13 protein-coding genes are annotated in these 18,588 nt (G+C 72.9%); 7 read left to right on the top strand and 6 right to left on the bottom strand.

Translation table 11 applies throughout. The features are described from left to right. Positions 1 to 40: 40 nt before the first annotated feature. The gene (locus GA0070561_RS19345) at positions 41 to 1,345 is read right to left on the bottom strand and encodes a sensor histidine kinase (RefSeq protein WP_091402717.1); all 1,305 of its coding nucleotides are present in this window, start codon (positions 1,343 to 1,345) and stop codon (positions 41 to 43) included. Between the two features lie 392 nt (positions 1,346 to 1,737). Between GA0070561_RS19345 and GA0070561_RS19340 the strand changes: the two genes are divergently transcribed. The 5 genes from GA0070561_RS19340 to hemB are packed head-to-tail and all read left to right on the top strand — an operon-like array spanning position 1,738 to position 7,448. Then, entirely contained in the window at positions 1,738 to 2,508 is a 771-nt protein-coding gene (locus GA0070561_RS19340; protein ID WP_091402715.1) for a redox-sensing transcriptional repressor Rex, read from the top strand. After that, a complete protein-coding gene (locus tag GA0070561_RS19335) occupies positions 2,505 to 3,902 on the top strand; it encodes a glutamyl-tRNA reductase (RefSeq protein WP_091402713.1) in 1,398 nt (465 codons plus the stop codon). The genes GA0070561_RS19340 and GA0070561_RS19335 overlap by 4 nt, the downstream gene beginning before the upstream one ends. Then, positions 3,899 to 4,867: a hydroxymethylbilane synthase gene (hemC, locus tag GA0070561_RS19330; protein WP_091402711.1), complete on the top strand. Its 969-nt coding sequence runs from the start codon at positions 3,899 to 3,901 to the stop codon at positions 4,865 to 4,867. Before GA0070561_RS19335 ends, hemC begins: the two co-directional genes overlap by 4 nt. After that, a complete protein-coding gene (locus GA0070561_RS19325; RefSeq protein ID WP_091402708.1) occupies positions 4,864 to 6,444 on the top strand; it encodes a bifunctional uroporphyrinogen-III C-methyltransferase/uroporphyrinogen-III synthase in 1,581 nt (526 codons plus the stop codon). The genes hemC and GA0070561_RS19325 overlap by 4 nt, the downstream gene beginning before the upstream one ends. 20 nt (positions 6,445 to 6,464) lie before the next feature. Beyond that, positions 6,465 to 7,448: a porphobilinogen synthase gene (gene hemB, locus GA0070561_RS19320; RefSeq protein WP_091402706.1), complete on the top strand. Its 984-nt coding sequence runs from the start codon at positions 6,465 to 6,467 to the stop codon at positions 7,446 to 7,448. 122 nt (positions 7,449 to 7,570) lie between these two features. Here the strand turns inward: hemB and GA0070561_RS19315 are convergent, their stop codons facing one another. From GA0070561_RS19315 to GA0070561_RS19295, 5 genes are all read right to left on the bottom strand, one after another. Then, entirely contained in the window at positions 7,571 to 8,500 is a 930-nt protein-coding gene (locus GA0070561_RS19315) for a CU044_5270 family protein (RefSeq protein WP_141710404.1), read from the bottom strand. A 17-nt stretch (positions 8,501 to 8,517) separates the two neighbouring features. Beyond that, entirely contained in the window at positions 8,518 to 9,087 is a 570-nt protein-coding gene (locus tag GA0070561_RS19310) for an RNA polymerase sigma factor (protein WP_208603806.1), read from the bottom strand. Between the two features lie 170 nt (positions 9,088 to 9,257). Next, complete coding sequence (locus GA0070561_RS19305; protein ID WP_091402700.1) at positions 9,258 to 12,536, bottom strand: lamin tail domain-containing protein; 3,279 nt, start codon at positions 12,534 to 12,536, stop codon at positions 9,258 to 9,260. 92 nt (positions 12,537 to 12,628) lie between these two features. Beyond that, a complete protein-coding gene (locus GA0070561_RS19300; protein ID WP_091402697.1) occupies positions 12,629 to 13,645 on the bottom strand; it encodes a GNAT family N-acetyltransferase in 1,017 nt (338 codons plus the stop codon). A gap of 72 nt (positions 13,646 to 13,717) precedes the next feature. Then, positions 13,718 to 15,337 (bottom strand): lytic transglycosylase domain-containing protein, encoded by a 1,620-nt coding sequence (locus tag GA0070561_RS19295; protein ID WP_141710403.1) that lies wholly within the window; start codon positions 15,335 to 15,337, stop codon positions 13,718 to 13,720. Positions 15,338 to 15,374: 37 nt separating this feature from the next. On the opposite strand from GA0070561_RS19295, the gene GA0070561_RS19290 reads away from it, so the two are divergent. Next, positions 15,375 to 15,590 (top strand): FmdB family zinc ribbon protein, encoded by a 216-nt coding sequence (locus GA0070561_RS19290; protein WP_091402693.1) that lies wholly within the window; start codon positions 15,375 to 15,377, stop codon positions 15,588 to 15,590. A gap of 152 nt (positions 15,591 to 15,742) precedes the next feature. Beyond that, positions 15,743 to 18,583 (top strand): ATP-binding protein, encoded by a 2,841-nt coding sequence (locus tag GA0070561_RS19285; RefSeq protein WP_091402690.1) that lies wholly within the window; start codon positions 15,743 to 15,745, stop codon positions 18,581 to 18,583. Positions 18,584 to 18,588 lie beyond the last annotated feature (5 nt).

The raw sequence follows: 18,588 nt of genomic DNA, 5'->3' as shown, positions 1-18,588 counted from the left end.
GTCCGGCCCGTCGTACCGGCTCGGCGCGGTGCCGAACCGCTCACAGCGGCAGCTCGGCGCGGATCTCGGTGGGGCCGCCGGTCGGGCTGACCACCACCAGTTCGCCACCGGCGGCCCGGACCCGGTCGGCGATGCCGGCGAGCCCGTGCCCCTTCGCCAGGTGCGCGCCGCCCTGCCCGTCGTCGCCCACCCGCACCTGCAGGTGGGTGCCCTGCCGGGCCACGGCCACGGTGGCCTCGGTGGCCCGGCTGTGCTTGGCGACGTTGGTCAGCGCCTCGGACACCACGAAGTACGCGGTGTTCTCCACCGCCGGGTCGAGCCGCCCGGCCGGCGTGCCGAGCTGCGGGTCCACCTGGAGCTCGATCGGGATCAGCCCGCGGCCGGCGATCGCGGCCAGCGCGCTGGGCAGGCCCCGGTCGACCAGGATCGGCGGCGCGATGCCCCGGGACAGCGCCCGCAGCTCAGCCAGCGTGTCCCGGGTCTGGGTGACCGCTTCGTCGATGGTGCGGCCGGCCGCCTCCGGGTCCGAGGCGAGCTGCATCCGGGCCCGGCTGAGGTCCATCGCCAGCCGCACCAGGCGCTGCTGGGGGCCGTCGTGGATGTCACGTTCCAGCCGGCGTAGCGCGGAGGCCTCGGCGGACACGGCGGCCCGCTTCTGCTCCTCCAGCACGGTGATCCGGTCGCGCATCTCGGCCACCCCGGTCAGCATCGCCTTGGCGAAGCTGGCCTGGAGCAGCGCGCAGCCCCGCACCACGATCGGCAGGGTGATCAGGAAGAACACCCCGAGCGCGGTGTACAGGCCGATCCGGGCGGTGGTCGAGTCGCCCAGGCCGAGCAGCTGCGCCAGGTCCTGATCACCTTCGCCATCGGCCCGGGGCAGGGCCCAGTCGTACGCCCAGTAGAGCGAGCCGGCGATCGCCGCGGCCCACCAGGAGAGCGTCACCACGAAGGTGCCCGCCGCCGCGATCAGCCGCAGGATGCCGTGCGCCAGGTCGAGCCAGGACTGGGCGTCCCGCATCGGCACGAAGATCCGCCGCCAGGCGTTCGCGCCGGCCTCGGGCAGCCGGTAGTGCGGCCTGATCCGGGGCTGGTGGAGCACCGCGGGCAGCCGCAGCCGCTCGACGTCGGCCAGCCCACGGGCGGTGTACAGGGTGCCGCTGAGGATCGGCAGGCCGATCACCGTGACCACCAGGCCGATGCCGACCGCGAGGCCGACGATGAGGACGACGAAGCTGGCCAGCGCCAGAGGCAGGCCGAGCAGCACGTACCCGGAGTCGACGAAGAGCTGGCGGGGGATGCTCGGTGCCAGCGTCGGTCGGTCGCTGGTGGCGGCAACGGCGGTCATGCTCAAAGGCTAGGCATCTGGGCTCGGCGTCCCCATCCCGAAACCCCGCCTCTCCTCCGTAGTGCTGCCCCTACCACCGCCAGCGCCGCCTCTACCACCGCCGGGACCACCCCGGGGCAGGGCCGGCGCGGGATTGGTCAGAGAAGTCGGGATTGAGCAATAATCGCCCTGGCGGTGAGCGGACCAGGCCGTTCAATCGATCTTGTGGAATGGAGGGGCTGGTGAGGTCGCGCCACGCAGCGACAAGATCGCGATTTGTGCACGTCTTCACAAGCGCCTACGCTGTGACTCCGACGCGCCCTGCTAGCACAGCCGGCAACCTCGGTCGCCAGCGGGAGTCCACAAACGGCCGACCAGCGGAGTTGGCCGAGGATCGCACCGCACGGAGTCTCATGAGTCAGCACCGTCACCCAGGCGCGCCCGGCCGCGCCGGTGCCGTACCGGCGCTCCCGGATCTGCCCGAGGCGACCGTCGCTCGGCTCCCGGAGTACCTGCGCGCGCTGCACAACCTCGCCGACGCCGGGCACGAGACGGTCTCCAGCGAGGGTCTCTCCGCCGCCGCCGGGGTCAACTCCGCCAAGCTCCGCAAGGACCTCTCCCACCTCGGCTCGTACGGCACCCGGGGCGTCGGCTACGACGTCGCGCTGCTGATCGAGCAGATCGAGTATGTGCTCGGGCTCACCCAACGCCGGGCGGTCGCCCTGGTCGGCGTGGGTAATCTCGGTCACGCTCTGGCCGGCTACGACGGCTTCGCCAGCCGGGGCTTCCGGATCGCCGCACTGCTCGACGCCGATCCCTCCCGGGTCGGTGAGGAGATCAACGGCCTGGTAGTCCGGCATGTCGACGACCTGCCGACGGTCGCCGCGGAGGAATCCCTCGCGATCGGCGTGATCGCCACCCCGGCCGCCGCCGCCCAGCAGGTCGCCGACCAACTGGTCGCCGTCGGCGTGACGAGCATCCTCAACTTCGCGCCGTGCGTACTCTCGGTTCCGGAGGGGGTCGACGTGCGCAAGGTCGACCTCGCCATCGAGCTGCAGATTCTGTCCTTCCACGAGCACCGCAAGGCGTCGCTGACCGCGCTGCCCGCCACCGGCGGCACCGCTCTCACCGCCCTGCCGGGCGGGTTCGCGGCCACCGACACCCAGGAGGCGATAGGCACGTGAAACTGCTCGTCGTCGGCGCGTCCTACCGGACCGCCCCGGTCGCCACGCTGGAGCAGCTGGCCGTGCCCCCCGCCGACCTGACCCGAACACTGGACCGCCTGGTCGCCCAGCCGTACGTTTCCGAGGCGGTGATCGTCTCCACCTGCAACCGGGTGGAGGTGTACGCCGCCGTGTCCGGTTTCCACGGTGGGCTCGGCGACGTCTGCGCCGTGCTGGCCGAGCAGGCCGGCAGCTCGCCGACCGCGCTCGCCAGCCACCTGTACGTGCACTACGACACAGCGGCCGTGGACCACGTCTTCCGGGTCGCCACCGGGCTGGACTCGATGGTGGTGGGCGAGGCGCAGATCCTCGGCCAGTTGCGTGACGCGTACCACTGGGCCACCGGTGCCGACTCGGCCGGCCGGCTGCTGCACGAGCTGATGCAGCAGGCGCTGCGGGTCGGCAAGCGCGCCCACGCCGAGACCGGCATCGACCGGGCCGGCCAGAGCGTCGTCACCGCCGCCCTGGAGCTGGCCGCCGGGCACCTCGACGGCGACCTCGTCGGCCACCCGGCCCTGGTGGTCGGCGCCGGTGCGATGGGTTCGCTCGGGGTGGCCACGCTGTCCCGGCTGGGCGCCGGGCCGCTCACCGTCAGCAACCGGGGCGCCGACCGGGCCGTCCGGCTCGCCGAGTCGTACGGGGCGACTGCCGCGCCGATGACCGAGCTGGCCGACACCCTCTCCACAGTGGACATCGTAGTGGCCGCCACCGCGTCCACCGAACCGGTCCTCACCCGGTCGGTGGTCACCGCGGCGCTGACCCAACGCGACAGGTCCCGGGGCCCGCTGGTCCTGCTCGACCTGGCCGTTCCGCGCGACGTCGAGGAGGGCGTCGCCGAGCTGCCCGGCGTCGAGGTGATCGACATCGACCGGATGGCGGCGCTGCTCGCCGACGGTCCGGCGGCTGCCGACGCCGCAGCCGTCGAACGCATCGTCCTCGGCGAGGTGGAGAGCTTCCTCACCTGGCTGCGCGGCGCCGACGTGGCACCCACAGTGGCCGCGCTGCGCGGCCGGGCCGACGACGTGGTCACCGCCGAGCTGCGCCGACTGGCCCAGCGTCGCCCCGACCTCGGCGACGACCTGCGGGCCGAGGTGGCCCGGACTGTGCACCGGGTCGTGCAGCGGCTGCTGCACCAGCCCACCGTCAAGGTCCGCCAGTTGGCAGCGGAGCCCGGCGGCGACCAGTACGCGGCACTGCTGCGCGAGCTGTTCGACCTCGAGGTGCCGCAGACCTCGCCGGTGGACACCGTCCCGGACGTGCTGACCCCCGACCTCGGCATGGCGCTCCCCGGCACCGACCCGGTGTCCGGAGCCGACGCCGCCGAGCCCACCCCACCCACCGGAGGTGCGCGATGACCGCCCCCCTGCGCCTCGGCACCCGGGGCAGCGCCCTGGCGATGGCCCAGTCCGGCCAGGTCGCCGAGGCGGTGACCGCCGCCACCGGCCGCCCCGTCGAGCTGGTCGAGGTGGTCACCGCAGGCGACCGCTCCAACGCGCCGGTGCACCGGCTGGGCGTCGGGGTGTTCGTCTCCGCCCTGCGTGACGCGCTGACCGCCGGGACGATCGACTTCGCGGTGCACTCGTACAAGGATCTGCCCACGGCCGCCGCCGGTGGGCTGCACATCGCGGCGGTACCGGCCCGGCAGGACCCGCGCGACGCGTTGGTGGCCCGCGACGGCCGGACGCTCGCCGAGCTGCCGCCCGGGGCCACCGTGGGCACCGGAGCGCTGCGTCGGATCGCTCAGTTGCACGCCCTCGGCCTGCAACTTGAGGTCACCCCGATCCGCGGCAACGTCGACACCCGCCTGGGGCGGGTGCTCGGCCCCGAGGCCGACCTCGACGCCGTCGTCCTGGCCCGGGCCGGTCTGGCCCGACTCGGCCGGCTCGACGTGATCACCGAGTCGCTGGACCCGATGCTCATGCTGCCCGCTCCCGCTCAGGGTGCGTTGGCAGTGGAGTGCCGGGTCGACGACCAGGACCTGGTTGAGCTGCTCGCCGTGCTCGACCACGCACCGTCGCGTGCCGCGGTCACCGCGGAACGTGCGTTTCTGGCAACCCTGGAGGCCGGGTGCAGCGCACCCGTCGCCGCCTATGCCGAACTCGCCGAAGGCGAGACCGGCGATGAGATCTACCTGCGCGGGGCGGTGATCAGCCCGGACGGCACTCGTGACCTCCGGCTGTCCCGCACCGGAACGCCCGCCGACGCGGCGGAGATCGGTAAGGCACTCGCCGCCGAACTCCTCGAACTCGGCGCCGACTCGATCCTCGGCCACGAAGGACACACCGGCCCGGGGACCCAGCAATTTGGGAGCACAGAATGACCCGCACCCGTAAGCCCGTCGGCCGTATCGCGTTCGTCGGGGCTGGCCCCGGTGACCCGGGCCTGCTGACCCGTCGGGCCCACGACGCCCTGGTCGACGCCGACCAGGTGATCTACGACCGGGGAGTCCCGGAGTCGTTGCTCACCGTCGTTCGCGCCGAGGCCAGGGACGATGCCGAGTTCACCCCGGCCGAGGGCGCGCCGGGGGACGTGGCGAAGGTGCTGATCTCCGCGGCCCGCTCCGGGCTCAACGCGGTGCACCTGGTCGCCGGCGACCCGTTCGGGCACGACTCGGTGGTCAAGGAGGTGCAGGCGGTGGCCCGCACCGCCGCCCACTTCGAGGTGGTGCCCGGCGTCGGCCAGGCCGAGGGTGTGGCCACCTACGCCGGGGTCCCGCTGCCGGGTGTGCGGACGGCCGCCGACGTCGAGGACGTCAGCTCGCTGGACTTCGAGGCGCTGGCGACAGCCGTCGGCCGGGGTTCGCTCGCGCTCGCCGTGGACGCCGGTGACCTCGCCGCCGTCCGCGACGGGCTGCTCGCCGCCGGGGTCGACGGCACCACCGGCGTCGGGGTGACCGGCGACGGCACCGGCGAGACCCAGTACACGACCACGTCGACAGTGGACAGCTTCGTGGCCGCCGCGCTCGGTTTCACCGGCCGGGTGGTGCTCACCGTCGGTGTCGGGGTGGGGCAGCGCGACAAGCTGAGCTGGTGGGAGAACCGCCCGCTGTACGGCTGGAAGGTGCTCGTACCCCGTACCAAGGAGCAGGCCGGCGCGATGAGCGCCCGGCTGCGCGCGTACGGGGCGATCCCGTGCGAGGTGCCGACCATCGCGGTCGAGCCGCCGCGTACCCCGGCGCAGATGGAGCGGGCGGTCAAGGGCCTGGTCGACGGCCGGTACGCCTGGGTGATCTTCACGTCGGTGAACGCGGTCCGCGCGGTCTGGGAGAAGTTCGCCGAGCACGGCCTCGACGCCCGGCACTTCGGCGGCGTCAAGATCGCCTGCATCGGTGAGGCCACCGCGGACGCGGTCCGCGCGTTCGGCATCCAGCCGGAGCTGATCCCCGCCGGAGAGCAGTCCTCGGAGGGTCTGCTGGCCGAGTTCTCGCCGCACGACGAGATCCTCGACCCGGTGGGCCGGGTGCTGCTGCCGCGCGCCGACATCGCCACCGAGACGCTCGCCGCCGGGCTCACCGAGCGCGGCTGGGAGGTCGACGACGTGACCGCGTACCGGACGGTGCGGGCCGCTCCGCCGCCCGCCGAGATCCGCGACGCGATCAAGTCGGGCGGGTTCGACGCGGTGCTCTTCACCTCGTCCTCCACCGTGCGCAACCTGGTCGGCATCGCCGGGAAGCCGCACGCCCGGACCGTTGTTGCCGTCATTGGGCCCAAGACGGCGGAGACCGCGACGGAGTTCGGCCTGCGCGTCGACGTCCAGCCGCCGCACGCCTCGGTGCCCGACCTGGTGGAGGCGCTCGCCGCCTACGCCGTCGAACTGCGGGAGAAGCTGGCCGCCATGCCGGCCAAGCAGCGCCGTGGCTCGAAGGTGCAGGGCCCGACCGCTCTGCGCTTCCGGTAGTCGTTCGAGGAGGGCCTGCCATGTCGTACCCCGAGATCCGGCCCCGCCGGCTGCGCCGCAACCCGGCGGTCCGCCGGCTGGTGTCCGAGACCCGGGTCGACCCGGCCGAGCTGGTCGTGCCGATGTTCGTCAAGGAGGGGCTGACCGAGCCCCGCGCCATCGGGGCGCTCCCGGGGGTGCTCCAGCACTCCCGGGACTCGCTGCGCAAGGCTGCGGTCGAGGCGGTCCAGGCCGGTGTCGGCGGGATCATGCTCTTCGGCGTGCCGGAGCAGCGGGACCCGACCGGCTCCGGCGGCATCGACCCGAACGGCATCCTCAACGTCGCCATCCGTGACGTGGTGGCCGAGGTGGGCGACGCCACGGTGGTGATGAGCGACCTGTGCCTCGACGAGTTCACCTCGCACGGGCACTGTGGGCTGCTCACCCCCGACGGTGAGGTCGACAACGACTCCACCCTGGCCGCGTACGCCGAGATGGCGGTGGCCCAGGCCGCCGCCGGGGTCGGCATGGTCGGGCCGTCCGGGATGATGGACGGCCAGGTCGGCGTGGTACGCCGGGCCCTCGACGCCGCGGGCTACCAGGACGTCTCCGTGCTGGCGTACGCGGTGAAGTACGCCTCCGCCTTCTACGGCCCGTTCCGGGAGGCGGTGGAGTCGGCGCTGGAGGGCGACCGGCGCACCTACCAGCAGGACCCGGCCAATCTGCGGGAGTCGCTGCGCGAGGTCGCGTTGGACGTCGCCGAGGGCGCCGATCTGGTGATGGTCAAGCCGGCGCTGCCCTACCTCGACGTGGTGTCGGCGGTGCGGGCCGCGGTGGACGTCCCGGTTGCCGCCTACCAGGTCTCCGGGGAGTACGCGATGGTCGAGGCGGCCGCCGCGAACGGCTGGATCGACCGCGAGCGGGTGATGCTGGAAACGCTCACCTCGATCAAGCGGGCCGGCGCGCAGGTCATCCTCACCTACTGGGCCGTCGAGGCCGCCAACCTGCTCCGTCAGCGCTACTGACCGGCCCGCCTGCACGCGGGCCCCGACGATCCGATCGCGCTGAAACAAGGAAATAGTGGCCTCCTCCTCAGGGGAGGCCACTATTCCCCGGATCGAGCACGATCATCGCCGCGCCCTGAGGATCAGGGCAACTGCCCCGGGCGGTCGACGATCGCCATCTGGGTGACGGCGGTGCTCGTGTAGGGCGACTCCTTGCCATCCCGCACGACAAGACGGCGGGTGCCGAGGTAGGCGTGGGTCTCCCGGTCGAAGATCAGGTCGATGTGGGCCCCGACCACTCCCGGCGTCCGCAGTGCCACCCCCCGCCGGCCGGCCGCGTCCCGAATCTCGCCGGGCAACACTGTCGCCCCGGGCACCTGGGCCATGGCCTGGAACAGTGCACCGAGCGACTGCGGCGGCACGTACCCCTCAAGCATCCACATTCCGTCGCCGAAGATCGTCGTAGGGTCGTTCCGGATGGCCTCCAGGTCCGCGCCGGCGGGCAGATCCAGGGGGATCGGGTGATCCCGCAGGTACTGCGCCATCTGCTCCGGCTCGGTGGGCAGGCCCTGGAAGTAGCCGGGCGGCGGCGCCAGGTGTGAGACGTTGTCGGTCCGCCACTCGTCGGGGCGGCTCTCCAGCCTCCGCCGCTGCTGCCAGGTGGGGTCGTCGCCGACCGGCACCCAGCGCTGGAGCCGCTCCTCGGTGTACGGGCCGGCATCCGGCCGATCCCGCCAGGTGAGTCGCAGTTCGATGAAGAGGAACTGGCCGGGGCGCGCCACCAGGTCGGGCTGCTGCCGGGCCGTATCCGCGGCCTCGGTCAGGATCTCGGCCGCGCTCGCCGTCGGTGGCGCGTCGTCCACCGTCTGCACCACCAACCCGCCGATGGTCAGCAGGGCGACCAGCCCACCGACCCCGGCCAGGCGCCAGCCCGGCGTCCGCCACCGCGGGCCCCGGCGGGCTGCACGAACGGGAGGCGCGGTCGGCGCCGGGTCGGAGGTCTGGTTCGTGACGTGGTCCCGCAACTCGCCGAGGAGTCGTTCCTCGAAGTTGCCCAGTGGGGTGTGGGTCATGGTGATCATCCCTCCGATCAGACGAGTGCGGATTCGGACTGTGCGAGCGCGAGGCGTACCGCCCGGCGGGCCCGGTGCACACGGACCCGGGCGGCGACCGGGGAGATGCCGAGCGCGTCGGCGGCGTCCGCCACGGACAGGCCGTCGACGGCGACGAGTTCCAACAGGGCGCGGGTGCGCTCCGGTAGGCCGCGCAGCGCCTGGTAGGTGCGGCGGGCCAGCGCCTCGGCGTCGATGCGTTCCTCGATCCGGGCGATGTCGTCGGCATCGAGCAGCCGTCGTCCCGCAATGCGACCGCTGGCCCGCAGGAGTCGGGTCGCCCGCCGATGTTCGGCCGCTATGACGTTGCGAGCCACGCCGAAGAGCCAGCCCAACTCGCTGCCCCGCTCCGGCCGGTAACTGGTCGCACTGTCGATCACCGCGAGGAACACCTCGGCCGTGAGATCGGCGGCAGTGTGGGGGTCGTCAACACGACGGGCGACGAACCGGTTGATCGTCTCGACGTGCCGCCGGTAGAACCGCTCGAACGCCTCGGGGTCCGCGCCGATGGCCGCCAGGCCATCCCCGCCTGGGCTCGGGATAGTCACAGGCCGTCCTCTCGTTGGCCGTCCTTACACCCCTTCATTGGCTCGGCGGCGGCACGGTGTTACGTCTTGGGGCAAGGTCATTGCCGAAACGCGGATGTAGTGGCCTCCTGGTCGGCGGAGGCCACTACATCCTGGATCGAGCGCGATCACGCGCAGCTGAGCGAAAACCGTCAGTCGTCGTTGGTGATCGTTCCGGTCGCGAGTGGATCAGCCAGCCGTAGGCCGGGCACGCCGGCCACCAGCAGCGTCAACTTCTCGTCCGCCTCCCGCTTGCGGTCACCGCGCACCGACACCTGGAACGCCACCGACGTCTGCCCGGCGGCCAACACCTTGCAGCCGGCGTACGGGTCGAAGTCCGAGCCCGCCTGCGCCGTGAGGCCGACGGTCGCGGCGCAGAGCAGCACCGACTGGGACAGCGGCCGAGACACGGTGGCGGTGAAGGTGAGCTGCCGGGTGCCCTGGTTGCCCTCGGCCACCGCCGTGTCGGCCACCGTCAACGACGCTCGGGATCGGAACCTGGCCACCTGCGGGTCGTGGTCACTGGAACCGCGTGACCCGTCACCGGCGAACTCCGCCGGCCAGTCGGCGTTGATGTGCGCCGCCCGCACCTGCACCAGGTCGCCGTAGAACGCGTCGTTGACGAACAGGTGGTCGAGTGTCTGCGCCTGCCCCTCGAAGCTGTACGAGTAGGCCGAGGCCGGCACGTCCGCGACGAGGTTGTCCCACAGGTTGTGCAGGCCCGCCTCGTAGAGCGGGGCGAGCTGGTCCGACGGCGTGGGCTGGCCGGCCGTAGCGATGGGATCATCCGGGCGGGGGAACACGTTCAGGTCCCCGCCGTAGACCACCCGGGCGGTCTGGTCGGCCGCCTCGATCGCGGTGACGATCGCCGCGCCGTAACGCGCCTGCTCCCGCCGCTGCCCGACCCGGCTGTCCGGGCCGGAGGAGTAGTGGTTGCTGAGGGCGTACAGGGTGAACCGCTCGGTCGCGCCGGGCGCCGCGGCCACGCTGAACTTGCCCAACTGCGGAGCACGGGTGAAGACGTTGCTCCCGTCCCGGCCGGTCGAGGTGTCCACATCCGCCGGCAACACCGCGTTGAGGGCCTTCGGGTTCTGCACGTCCGCGTTGGACGGCAGCCCCGCAGCCCGGTACTGAACGGTCGGTGCCGACCCCAGCAGCGGGTCCGCCGCCGTCGCGGCCGCCAGCGACACCCGGTCCGTGCGGTACAGGAAGGCTGCGGTGATACCGCGGGCGTCCGCGCCGGTCCGGTCATAGGCGGCGGCGTACGCGGGCCCACCGGCCGCCGCGACCGTCAGCGCCAACTCCTGGATGCTGTCCGGAGCGCCATCGGCGTTGTTGGTGTCGCCGCAGCTCAGCGCCGCCCCGGAGATCGTGCAGATGTCCTGGTCCTCGGCCTCCTGCACCAGGATCAGGTCCGGTGCGTGCAGGTCCTTGACGATCTGGTCGGCGAGCGCGGCCAGTTGCTCGCGGTACTCCGCCTCGCTGCCCGGGACGTAGTCGAACGGCGGGGAGACGCCCACGCAGCCGTCGTTACCGGCGAAGTCGCAGCCGTCGAACGGGTCGTCGCGGTAGTCGTACAGGTTCTCCACGTTGTAGGTGGCCACGGCCACCTCCTGCGACCGGTCGGCCGGCTTGGGCGGGTTGTTCTTCGACGGGTCGGCCCCGGCGGCGAACTCGGCCCGCTCGACCTGGACGCCGTACTTCTCGAACGAGTAGTAGACCCCGCCCACCGCGTCCGCCCGCAGCGTGTCGAAGGTGTGCGCCGGTGGGAGCAGCGCGGCGCTGTCCCCGGCGGTGGCCTTCACGCCCATGCTGCCGAGCAGCGTCCGCTGGCCGTTGCCGTCGTCGAAGCGGCGGGTCGGGTCGTTGTCCAGTGGGTGCGAATCGCGGAAGACCCGCCGGGAGTACGGGTCGACGCGGTCCAGCAGCGGGTCGTCGCGGTCGACCACCCACAGCTCCGCGTCGGCCGTGGAGGAAAAGACGTCCCGGCCGCTCACCGCGCCGCTGCCCGCGCGTACCCGCATCCGGGAACCCTCGTGCCGCTCCCAGAAGCGCTGCGCGTCGGTCAGTACGGCCGGCGGCACCGCGTCGGTCACCGCGACCGCGGTGTCCACGACCAGCCCACCGCCGATCCGGCGGACCAGCGACGCGCCGGAGAGCTGGGTGAAGTTGTAGTACTCCGACACCCGGGCCCGCAGCACGACCTCGTCGCCAACCGTCGGCACGTAACCGCCGATCAGCGAGGTGAACGTGCCCATGAACACGAAGATGCCGTCGGAGCTGGTCGGGTCGCCGTCGGTGTCACCAACGCGGCTCTGCAGGAAGAAGCCGTGCTGCTCCGCCCCGGCCGAGGTGCGGGCCAGGGTCAACTGGGTAATCACGCCGCGTACGTCGTACAGCGTGCTGCTCGTGCCGTTGCCGCTCGCCGGTGCGAGCGGTGACCGGTCGCTCGGACCGGACTCGGTGTCGGTGGTCGGACCCTGCACCTCGCCGACGGTCAGCTCCCGGGTCACCTGCACGGCCAGCGCGCAGCTCGCGGTGCCACCGCCCGCGTCGGTCGCGGTGAGGGTGACGGTGTACGCCCCGGCGGCGAGGTCGGCGCTCACGCCGACCGTGGCGCGGGCGGTGCCGCCCACCCCGTCGGCGGGGGTGAACGCGGTACGGGTGATCGAGCCGGAGGTCGGGATCGGGCTGATCGCGGTCACCGCCAGGTCGACGATCGTGTCGTCGGGGTCGGCGGCGGTCACCTCGCGGCTCGCGGCCGTGCCGGCGGCGGCGACCAGCGGCCCGCCACAGGTCAGCGTGGCCGGTACGTCGACCGGGCCGCCGCCGTCCACGGTGTGCGCGCCCAGCCCGTCGAACGTGTCGACGGGGAGGCCGGCCCACTGCGCGGCGGGGTCGAACGCGTCCGAAGGGTCGGTGTCACCGGCGGCCACGTTCGGGAGTCGGCGCAGAGTGTTGTCCGCGGTGCTGGTGACGCCGGCGCCCCACTCGGTGCCCGGGTCGACGCCCACCTGGCCGATCGAGTCGAGCACTGTGGTGCCCCGGCGCAGCACGATCGCGTCGTCACCGTTGAAGAGGCTCGCCCCGGTGGTCTGGTCCGCCTGGGCGAGGATGGCGGCCCCGGCCGAGGCGCTGGCGAACACGAACGCGTCGCCGGCCGCCACGCTGCCGGTCAGGGCGATCGTGGTGGCCGTGGTGGAGCCGTTGAAGTAGAGCTGCAACTGGTAGCCACCGGCCGTCAGGTCGACGGCGGCGCCCGTGCCGTTGAACAGCTCGACCGCCTTGTTGTTCGACGAACCCTCGACGTACTCCGAGATGAACAGGTCGGTGGGTGCGGCGCTGGCCGCGGTGGGTGCGACGCCGAGCGCCGTGACGGTCACGGCGGCGGTGGCGGTCGCGAGCGCGGCGATTGAGCGGCGCGGGCGCATAGGGCCTCCACGATGGGTGGATGGGGGTCAACGCACGTTAAGGTGCGCGACTGTCCACCGTCCATCCCCTAATGGACAGTTTCGTGAATTTCTCAGCGCGGCGGATCGAGGCGGTGCACCAGCTCAGCGACGTCGACGCTGTATTCGCACCAGTCCCGGTCGGGGCGGTAGCCCAGCTCCGCGTTGACCTTCAACATCGCCTCGTTGGCCTGCGCGTTCCAGGTCTGCACCTCGATCAGCTCCGCTTCGGCGGAGCGCAACTCCAGCAGCATCCGGGCCTTGATCGCCCGATCGATGCCGTAGCCCCGGTGATCCTGCGCGACGATCGTGTCGTACTGGTCGGCGCGGGTCGGGTGCTGCGCCGGCACCACCACCTCGGTCAAGCCGGCCACCTCGCCGCTCTGCTCGTGCCGGGCGAGCACGATGTACGGCTTCATGCCCCGCCGGTGCAGCGTGTCGAGGCTGTCCCGCAGCCGCTCCGGGTCGTAGGAGCTGGGGCGCAGCTCACCGTCGTCGATGTCGCGCACCTCGGCCTTGGCCCGCGCGTACGCCTCGATCAGGTCGTCCGGCGGCCCGCCCGGGAAGAACTCCAGCTGGTAGCCCGCGCTGATGCCGGTGGCCATCCCGGCCAGCTCGGCCCAGTCCACCGTTGTCAGGTCGAGCACGCTGCGCGTCTCCACGTACTCCCGGTTGAAGCCGAGCGACTCGTAGAACCCGATCGCCGGCGTGTCGCCGACAACCTCGACCCCGATCGACCGGAAGCCCTCCTGGTAGACCCGGCGTGCGGCGCGCAGCACCAGGTCACGGCCCAGGCCGGTGCGCCGGGCGGACGGGTGCACCAGCACCTCGAGCACGCCGATGTCACCCAGAAGGAGTACGTGCACCTGGCCGAGCACCGCGCCCGTGTCGCCCGGGGCGGTCGGCTCACCCTGGGCGATCCAGGAGATCCGCCGCTCGCCGGGCATCACCTCGGCGAGGTACTCCCGCAGCGAAGCCTCCCGCCAGGGCGGATCCTGCGGCAGATCGGCCGCCAGGACCGCGTTCAGCGTGGCCAACAGCGACGCGATCTCGGCGGACGACGCGGTCCTGGGGTCCCACTCGCGCACCATCACCCGTCTAGCTTGCCGCTAACAGAGGCTCGGGGGAAGTGTCCAGTTCTCCAACGTATCGAGACGATCACTTCATGACCGACTGGCCCGTCCGTACCGGTTCGCGGTGTCGTAGACGTCCTGGGCGTACCGCCGTACGTCGTTGTAGGAGAGGATCGCGTTCCACCAGTCGCCCGCAATGCTCAGGTTCCGGCCGCCCTTGCAGAGGTAATTGCCCGCTGCCAGGGCGGCGTCGTCCAGGTCGTGCGGGTCCTTGCGGCCGTCGTTGTCCGCGTCCGCGCCGATCTCCTGCCAGGTCGTCGGGATGAACTGCATCGGCCCGATGGCGCGGTCGAGGGTCACGTCCCCGTCGAGCGCCCCACGGTCGGTGTCGATGATCCGCATCCGACCCTCCTTCCCGTCCAGCGGCAGCCCGATGATGTTGGGCACCGCCTTGCCGTCCTGCCCCAACCGCGCGCCGTTGGCCGAGCCGTGTCCCGATTCGACCTTTCCGATCGCGGCCAGCGTGGTCCAGCTCAGCGCACAGCTGCGGTTGGTCTGGGCGAGCACCAGCTCGGCGTAGCCGTACGCCTGCATGGCGACCGCCGGGACGTCGACCTTGGCGCCGACCTGCTGCGCCCAGCCGGCCAGGGCGTCCGACGGTCGGCCACCGACCACCGACCCGGTCGGCAGCCCGTTGCCGGGCAATCCGCCGGTGGGCAGAGGGAGGGTCGGCAGCGGCCCGGTGGGCAGCGGGCTGGTCGGCAGGCCGGACGGCATCCCCGGCGGTGCGACCCCGGTCGGCGAGGCCGAGGCGTCGACCGCGACCGGGCGCGGTGAGCGGATCGCGGCCGGTACGAGAAGCGCTCCCGCCGCGGCGGTCGCGGCCACCAGCGCCAGCAGGAAGACGCCCGGCAGGGTCAGCCGACCACTCGGCCGGCGCGCCCAGGCGCGGGTCGCCTGGGCCGCGGCGGCCGCCGCCCGGCGCGGCGGCAGACGGACCGCGTGCGCGAACTGCACCCGCCGTCGGCGGGCCGGGTCGGACGCCGGCACGACCGGAATCTCATCCACAGTGGTCTTGGCCGGATCCGCAGCACCGGTCTTCGCGTCGTCGGCCGGCGTGTCGGCGCTCGACGCGCCGGCTGACTTCGGCGCGGATAAGCCGCTGGCGCTGCCGTCCGCCTTCGCATCCTCGGCTTTCGCGGCGTCGGCCTTCGTGGTGTCGGCCTTCGTGGTGTCGGCCTTGAGGGTGTCGGGTTTCTGGTCCTCGGGTTTCGCAGCGTCGGCCTTGAGATCCTCGGCTTTACCGGTTTCGGCTCTACCGGTTTCGGCCTTCGCGGTCTCGGCCTTCGCGGTCTCGGCCTTGGGTGCCTCGGTCTGAGGGGCCGTCGCTGGGCCGGCGGTCGGGACGGGCTCGGCTGGAACTTTCGTGCCGGTGGCGCTCGCGTCCGGTTCGGACCCGGCGGAGTCGGCTGCGGGGGGCTTGGCCGCTGGCGGCGCCGGCGTGGTGGCCGGTGGCGTGGTGGCCGGTGGTGTGGTCGACGCACCAGCGGCCCGCCCGCTCAGCCAGGGGCGGCGGGGGCGGGGCACCTTGCGCACCGGGTCGGGCGCGGCCCCTGAGCCTTCGAGCGGCCCGTCCAGCGGCGCGGCCGGTCGTAACGGTTGCACACGCGTGTCGTCCTCGCCGTCCACCACCTGTCGAGTATCACCCATGCTCCGCGAACCGCCAGATCCACGTACCCTGGGTGCCATGCCCCGGTACGAGTTTCGCTGCCGCGCCTGCGGCGACACCTTCGAGGTCAACCGTTCGATGGCGGCGGCCGGTGAGCCGGCCAGCTGCCCTCAGGGACACGCCGACACGGTCAAGCTTCTTTCCGCGGTCGCGGTCACCGGCCGCGGTGGTGGTGCCCCGGCACCCGCCGCTGGTGGTGGTGGTGGCTGCTGCGGCGGCGCCTGCGGCTGCTGATCGGGCCAATTCGCCGCCGCCTGGTGGGCCAGCCTTGCCGGGAGCGGGTCCGAGTGGCACGTTGAGGCGGCACTTGCCCGGCCGTTCTCACGATGTGTGATCGCTCGGACTCAGGCAGCATGAACCCGACGTCACGGGCGGAGGTTCCTCGCATGTCGCCACGGATCCAGTTCCCGAGCGGTTGGGTGACCTTCGTATTCACCGATATCGAGGGCTCGACCCGGCTGGCTCAGCTGCTCGGCCCGGACTACCGCCCGGTGCTCGCCGAGCATCGACGGCTGCTGCGCTGCACGCTGGCCAGCACTGGTGGCGCGGAGCTGCTGACCGAGGGCGACTCGTTCTTCCTGGCCTTCGAGGAAGCGACCGCGGCGATGACGGCGTGCCTGACCGCCCAGCGGGCACTGTCCAGCCACGACTGGCCCACCTCCGAGGCCGCGCCCCGGGTGCGGATGGGCCTGCACACCGGTTATGCCGAGCCACGCGACGGCGAGTACGCCAGCCCCGAGGTGCACCGGGCTGCCCGGGTGGCGGCCGCCGCGCACGGCGGGCAGGTGCTCTGCACGGCGTCCACCGCACGTCGGGCCGAGCCGATGCCGCCGGGTGCGACCCTGCTCGACCTGGGCCTGCACCGACTGCGCGGCTTCGATGACCGGGAGCGACTGTTCCAACTGGTCGCCCCGGGTCTGGAGCGGCAGTTCCCCCGGCCCCGCACCGCTGACGCGGTGGCGCACAACCTGCCCACCCAGGTGACCTCGTTCGTCGGCCGGCAGGCCGAGCGCATCGAGTTGGGCCTGCTGGTGCGTCAACACCGCCTGGTCACCGTGCTGGGCGCCGGCGGCGCGGGCAAGACCCGGCTCGCGGTGGAGTTGGCCAGCGGAGTTGTCGAGGCGTACCCGGACGGGGTCTGGTTCGTCGACATCGCCTCGGTGACCGACCCGGGGCTGGTGGCGTTCGCCATCGCCGCCGTGCTCGGGCTGCGTCCCGAGCCGGGTCGGCCGATGCTGGACACCCTCGTCGAGTACGCGGCCGGCCGCCGGATGTTGGTCGTACTGGACACCTGCGACACCCAACCGGCCGCCTGCGCCGAGGTGATCGCGCGGCTGCTGTCCGGCGGGGGCGGCGTACGGGTGCTGGCCACCAGTCGTGAGTCGTTCAGCCTGCCCGGCGAGGTGGTGTGGCGGATTCCGCCGCTCTCGGTCGACCCCCGCGCGGACGGCGCGGAGAGCGACGCGGTGGCGCTGCTGCTGGACCGTACGGCGGCGGCGCGCGGTGGTCGGCAGCCCGACCCGGCCGAGTCCGCCGACCTGCGTCGGGTCGTGCAGCGGTTGGACGGTCTGCCGCTCGCCATCGAGTTGGCCGCCGCCCGGCTGCGAGTGCTCTCCGTCGGCCAGCTCGCCGAGCGGCTGGACGATGTCCTCGGCACCCTGGACGCGGGCCGGGAGGACCCGGATCCGCCGCCGGTGGAGCGGGGCTGGTCCGGCAACCAGCAGGACACCGTGGACCTGGTCGCCGCGGCGGCCGGGGCGTCACCGCCCACGCCGGCGAGCCGAGCGGTGCAGCGCTCGGCCACCGAACGGCATCTGACCATGCAGGCCACGGTCACCTGGTCCTACCGGACGTTGGGGCCCCGGGCCGCCCGCCTGCTGCGGTGGCTGGCGGTCTTCGCCGGCCCGGTGGATCTGGCGACGGTGGAGTGGCTGCTGGGTGACGATCCGCTGGACCCGCTCTCGGTCCTGGTGGACAAGTCGATGGTGTTGGCCGAGCCGCGCGCCTCCGGCAGCACCTACCGGATGCTCGACCCCATCCGGGCGTACGCGGCGCGGCGGTTGGCCGAGGCCGGCGAGGAGCAGGCCGCTCGGGACCGGCACGTGGCCTGGTCGGCGCACGCGTTGGACCGGGCCCACCTGGGCCAGGACGGCCGGCCGGTGACGCTGTCGTTGTATGCCCTCGATCCACTGGCCGGGGAGCTTCGCGCCGCGCTGCGGTGGTGCGCCACCGGAGGCAGCGCCCGTGCCGGACTCGGTCTGGCGGGTGGGCTGGACCAGTGGTGGCTGGAGCGGGGCCTGGCCCGCGAGGGGCGGCTGTGGCTGTTCCGGCTGTACGGACGGATCGCGGAGACAGGGGAGCGGATCCCGGAGGCGGAGATGGCGGCGGCGTACCACATGCATTCGCTGCATGCCAGCGCCGACGGCGAGTTCGCCGAGGAGCTGCGCTACTCCCAGCGGGCGGAGGCGGCGGCCCGGCAGGCCGGCGACGCCGGGTTGCTGGCCCGGGTGCTCGCCGGCAGGGCCGCGCCGCTCGTGGACATGGGGCAGTTCGACGAGGCCGAGCGGGTGTGCCGGGAGGTCATCGACTGGGCGCACGGGCAGGACGTGGTAGGCGAGGCGCTGTTCGCGGTCTTCAGCCTGGCCGAGCTGCTCTGGCGGAGGGGCGCCCTGGAGGAGGCGGCGGAACTGCTGGGCGCGGTCCGTCCGGTGGAGGCGGCCCGGCCCGTGGAGCGGGGTCGGCGTTCGGTGGACATGCTGCTCGGCATGGTCGCGTTGGCCCGCGGCGACGTGATCGCCGCACACGAGCATCTGCTGGTGGCGCTGCGCTCCCGGATGGGTCACGGCTACCACGGCCGGGCGTGCGACACCTTGAACGCGGTAGCGGTGCGCTGCGCGATCGGCGGGGAGCGGTTGACCGCAGCCCGCCTGTTCGGGGCCGCGCAGGCCACCCGGGCGAGCATGCGTGCCACCCCCGGCATCTTCGGCGGTTACTGGGCCGAGCAGCAGGGGGAGTTGCGCGCGGTGCTGGGCGACGCGGCCTTCGACGACGCGTACGGCGAGGGTGCGGAGCTGGGGTTGGACGAGGCCGCGGCGCTGGCACTCGACGTGGAACACCCGGACCTGGCGGCGGACTCGACCCGCTTCAGCACCGGCCTGTCCCAACCGACCCCCCGCCGTCCCGCCGACCCCGACCGTCACCCAGCCACCCGAACCGAGCGCGCCTAACCCGC

This window comes from Micromonospora saelicesensis, from assembly GCF_900091575.1.
GTDB classification, from domain to species: Bacteria; Actinomycetota; Actinomycetes; order Mycobacteriales; family Micromonosporaceae; genus Micromonospora; species Micromonospora saelicesensis.
The sequence above is the reverse complement of the archived record's forward strand: the minus strand, read 5'-3'. Positions and strand labels throughout refer to the sequence as shown.

Bases quoted from the DNA above. Each gene is read 5' to 3' on its own strand.
- GA0070561_RS19325 (WP_091402708.1), top strand. From the start codon at position 4,864: ATGACCCGCACCCGTAAGCCCGTCGGCCGTATCGCGTTCGTCGGGGCT.
- GA0070561_RS19295 (WP_141710403.1), bottom strand. From the start codon at position 15,337: ATGGGTGATACTCGACAGGTGGTGGACGGCGAGGACGACACGCGTGTG.
- GA0070561_RS19285 (WP_091402690.1), top strand. From the start codon at position 15,743: ATGTCGCCACGGATCCAGTTCCCGAGCGGTTGGGTGACCTTCGTATTC.
- GA0070561_RS19300 (WP_091402697.1), bottom strand. From the start codon at position 13,645: ATGGTGCGCGAGTGGGACCCCAGGACCGCGTCGTCCGCCGAGATCGCG.
- hemC (WP_091402711.1), top strand. From the start codon at position 3,899: ATGACCGCCCCCCTGCGCCTCGGCACCCGGGGCAGCGCCCTGGCGATG.
- GA0070561_RS19315 (WP_141710404.1), bottom strand. From the start codon at position 8,500: ATGACCCACACCCCACTGGGCAACTTCGAGGAACGACTCCTCGGCGAG.
- GA0070561_RS19305 (WP_091402700.1), bottom strand. From the start codon at position 12,536: ATGCGCCCGCGCCGCTCAATCGCCGCGCTCGCGACCGCCACCGCCGCC.
- hemB (WP_091402706.1), top strand. From the start codon at position 6,465: ATGTCGTACCCCGAGATCCGGCCCCGCCGGCTGCGCCGCAACCCGGCG.
- GA0070561_RS19340 (WP_091402715.1), top strand. From the start codon at position 1,738: ATGAGTCAGCACCGTCACCCAGGCGCGCCCGGCCGCGCCGGTGCCGTA.
- GA0070561_RS19290 (WP_091402693.1), top strand. From the start codon at position 15,375: ATGCCCCGGTACGAGTTTCGCTGCCGCGCCTGCGGCGACACCTTCGAG.
- GA0070561_RS19345 (WP_091402717.1), bottom strand. From the start codon at position 1,345: ATGACCGCCGTTGCCGCCACCAGCGACCGACCGACGCTGGCACCGAGC.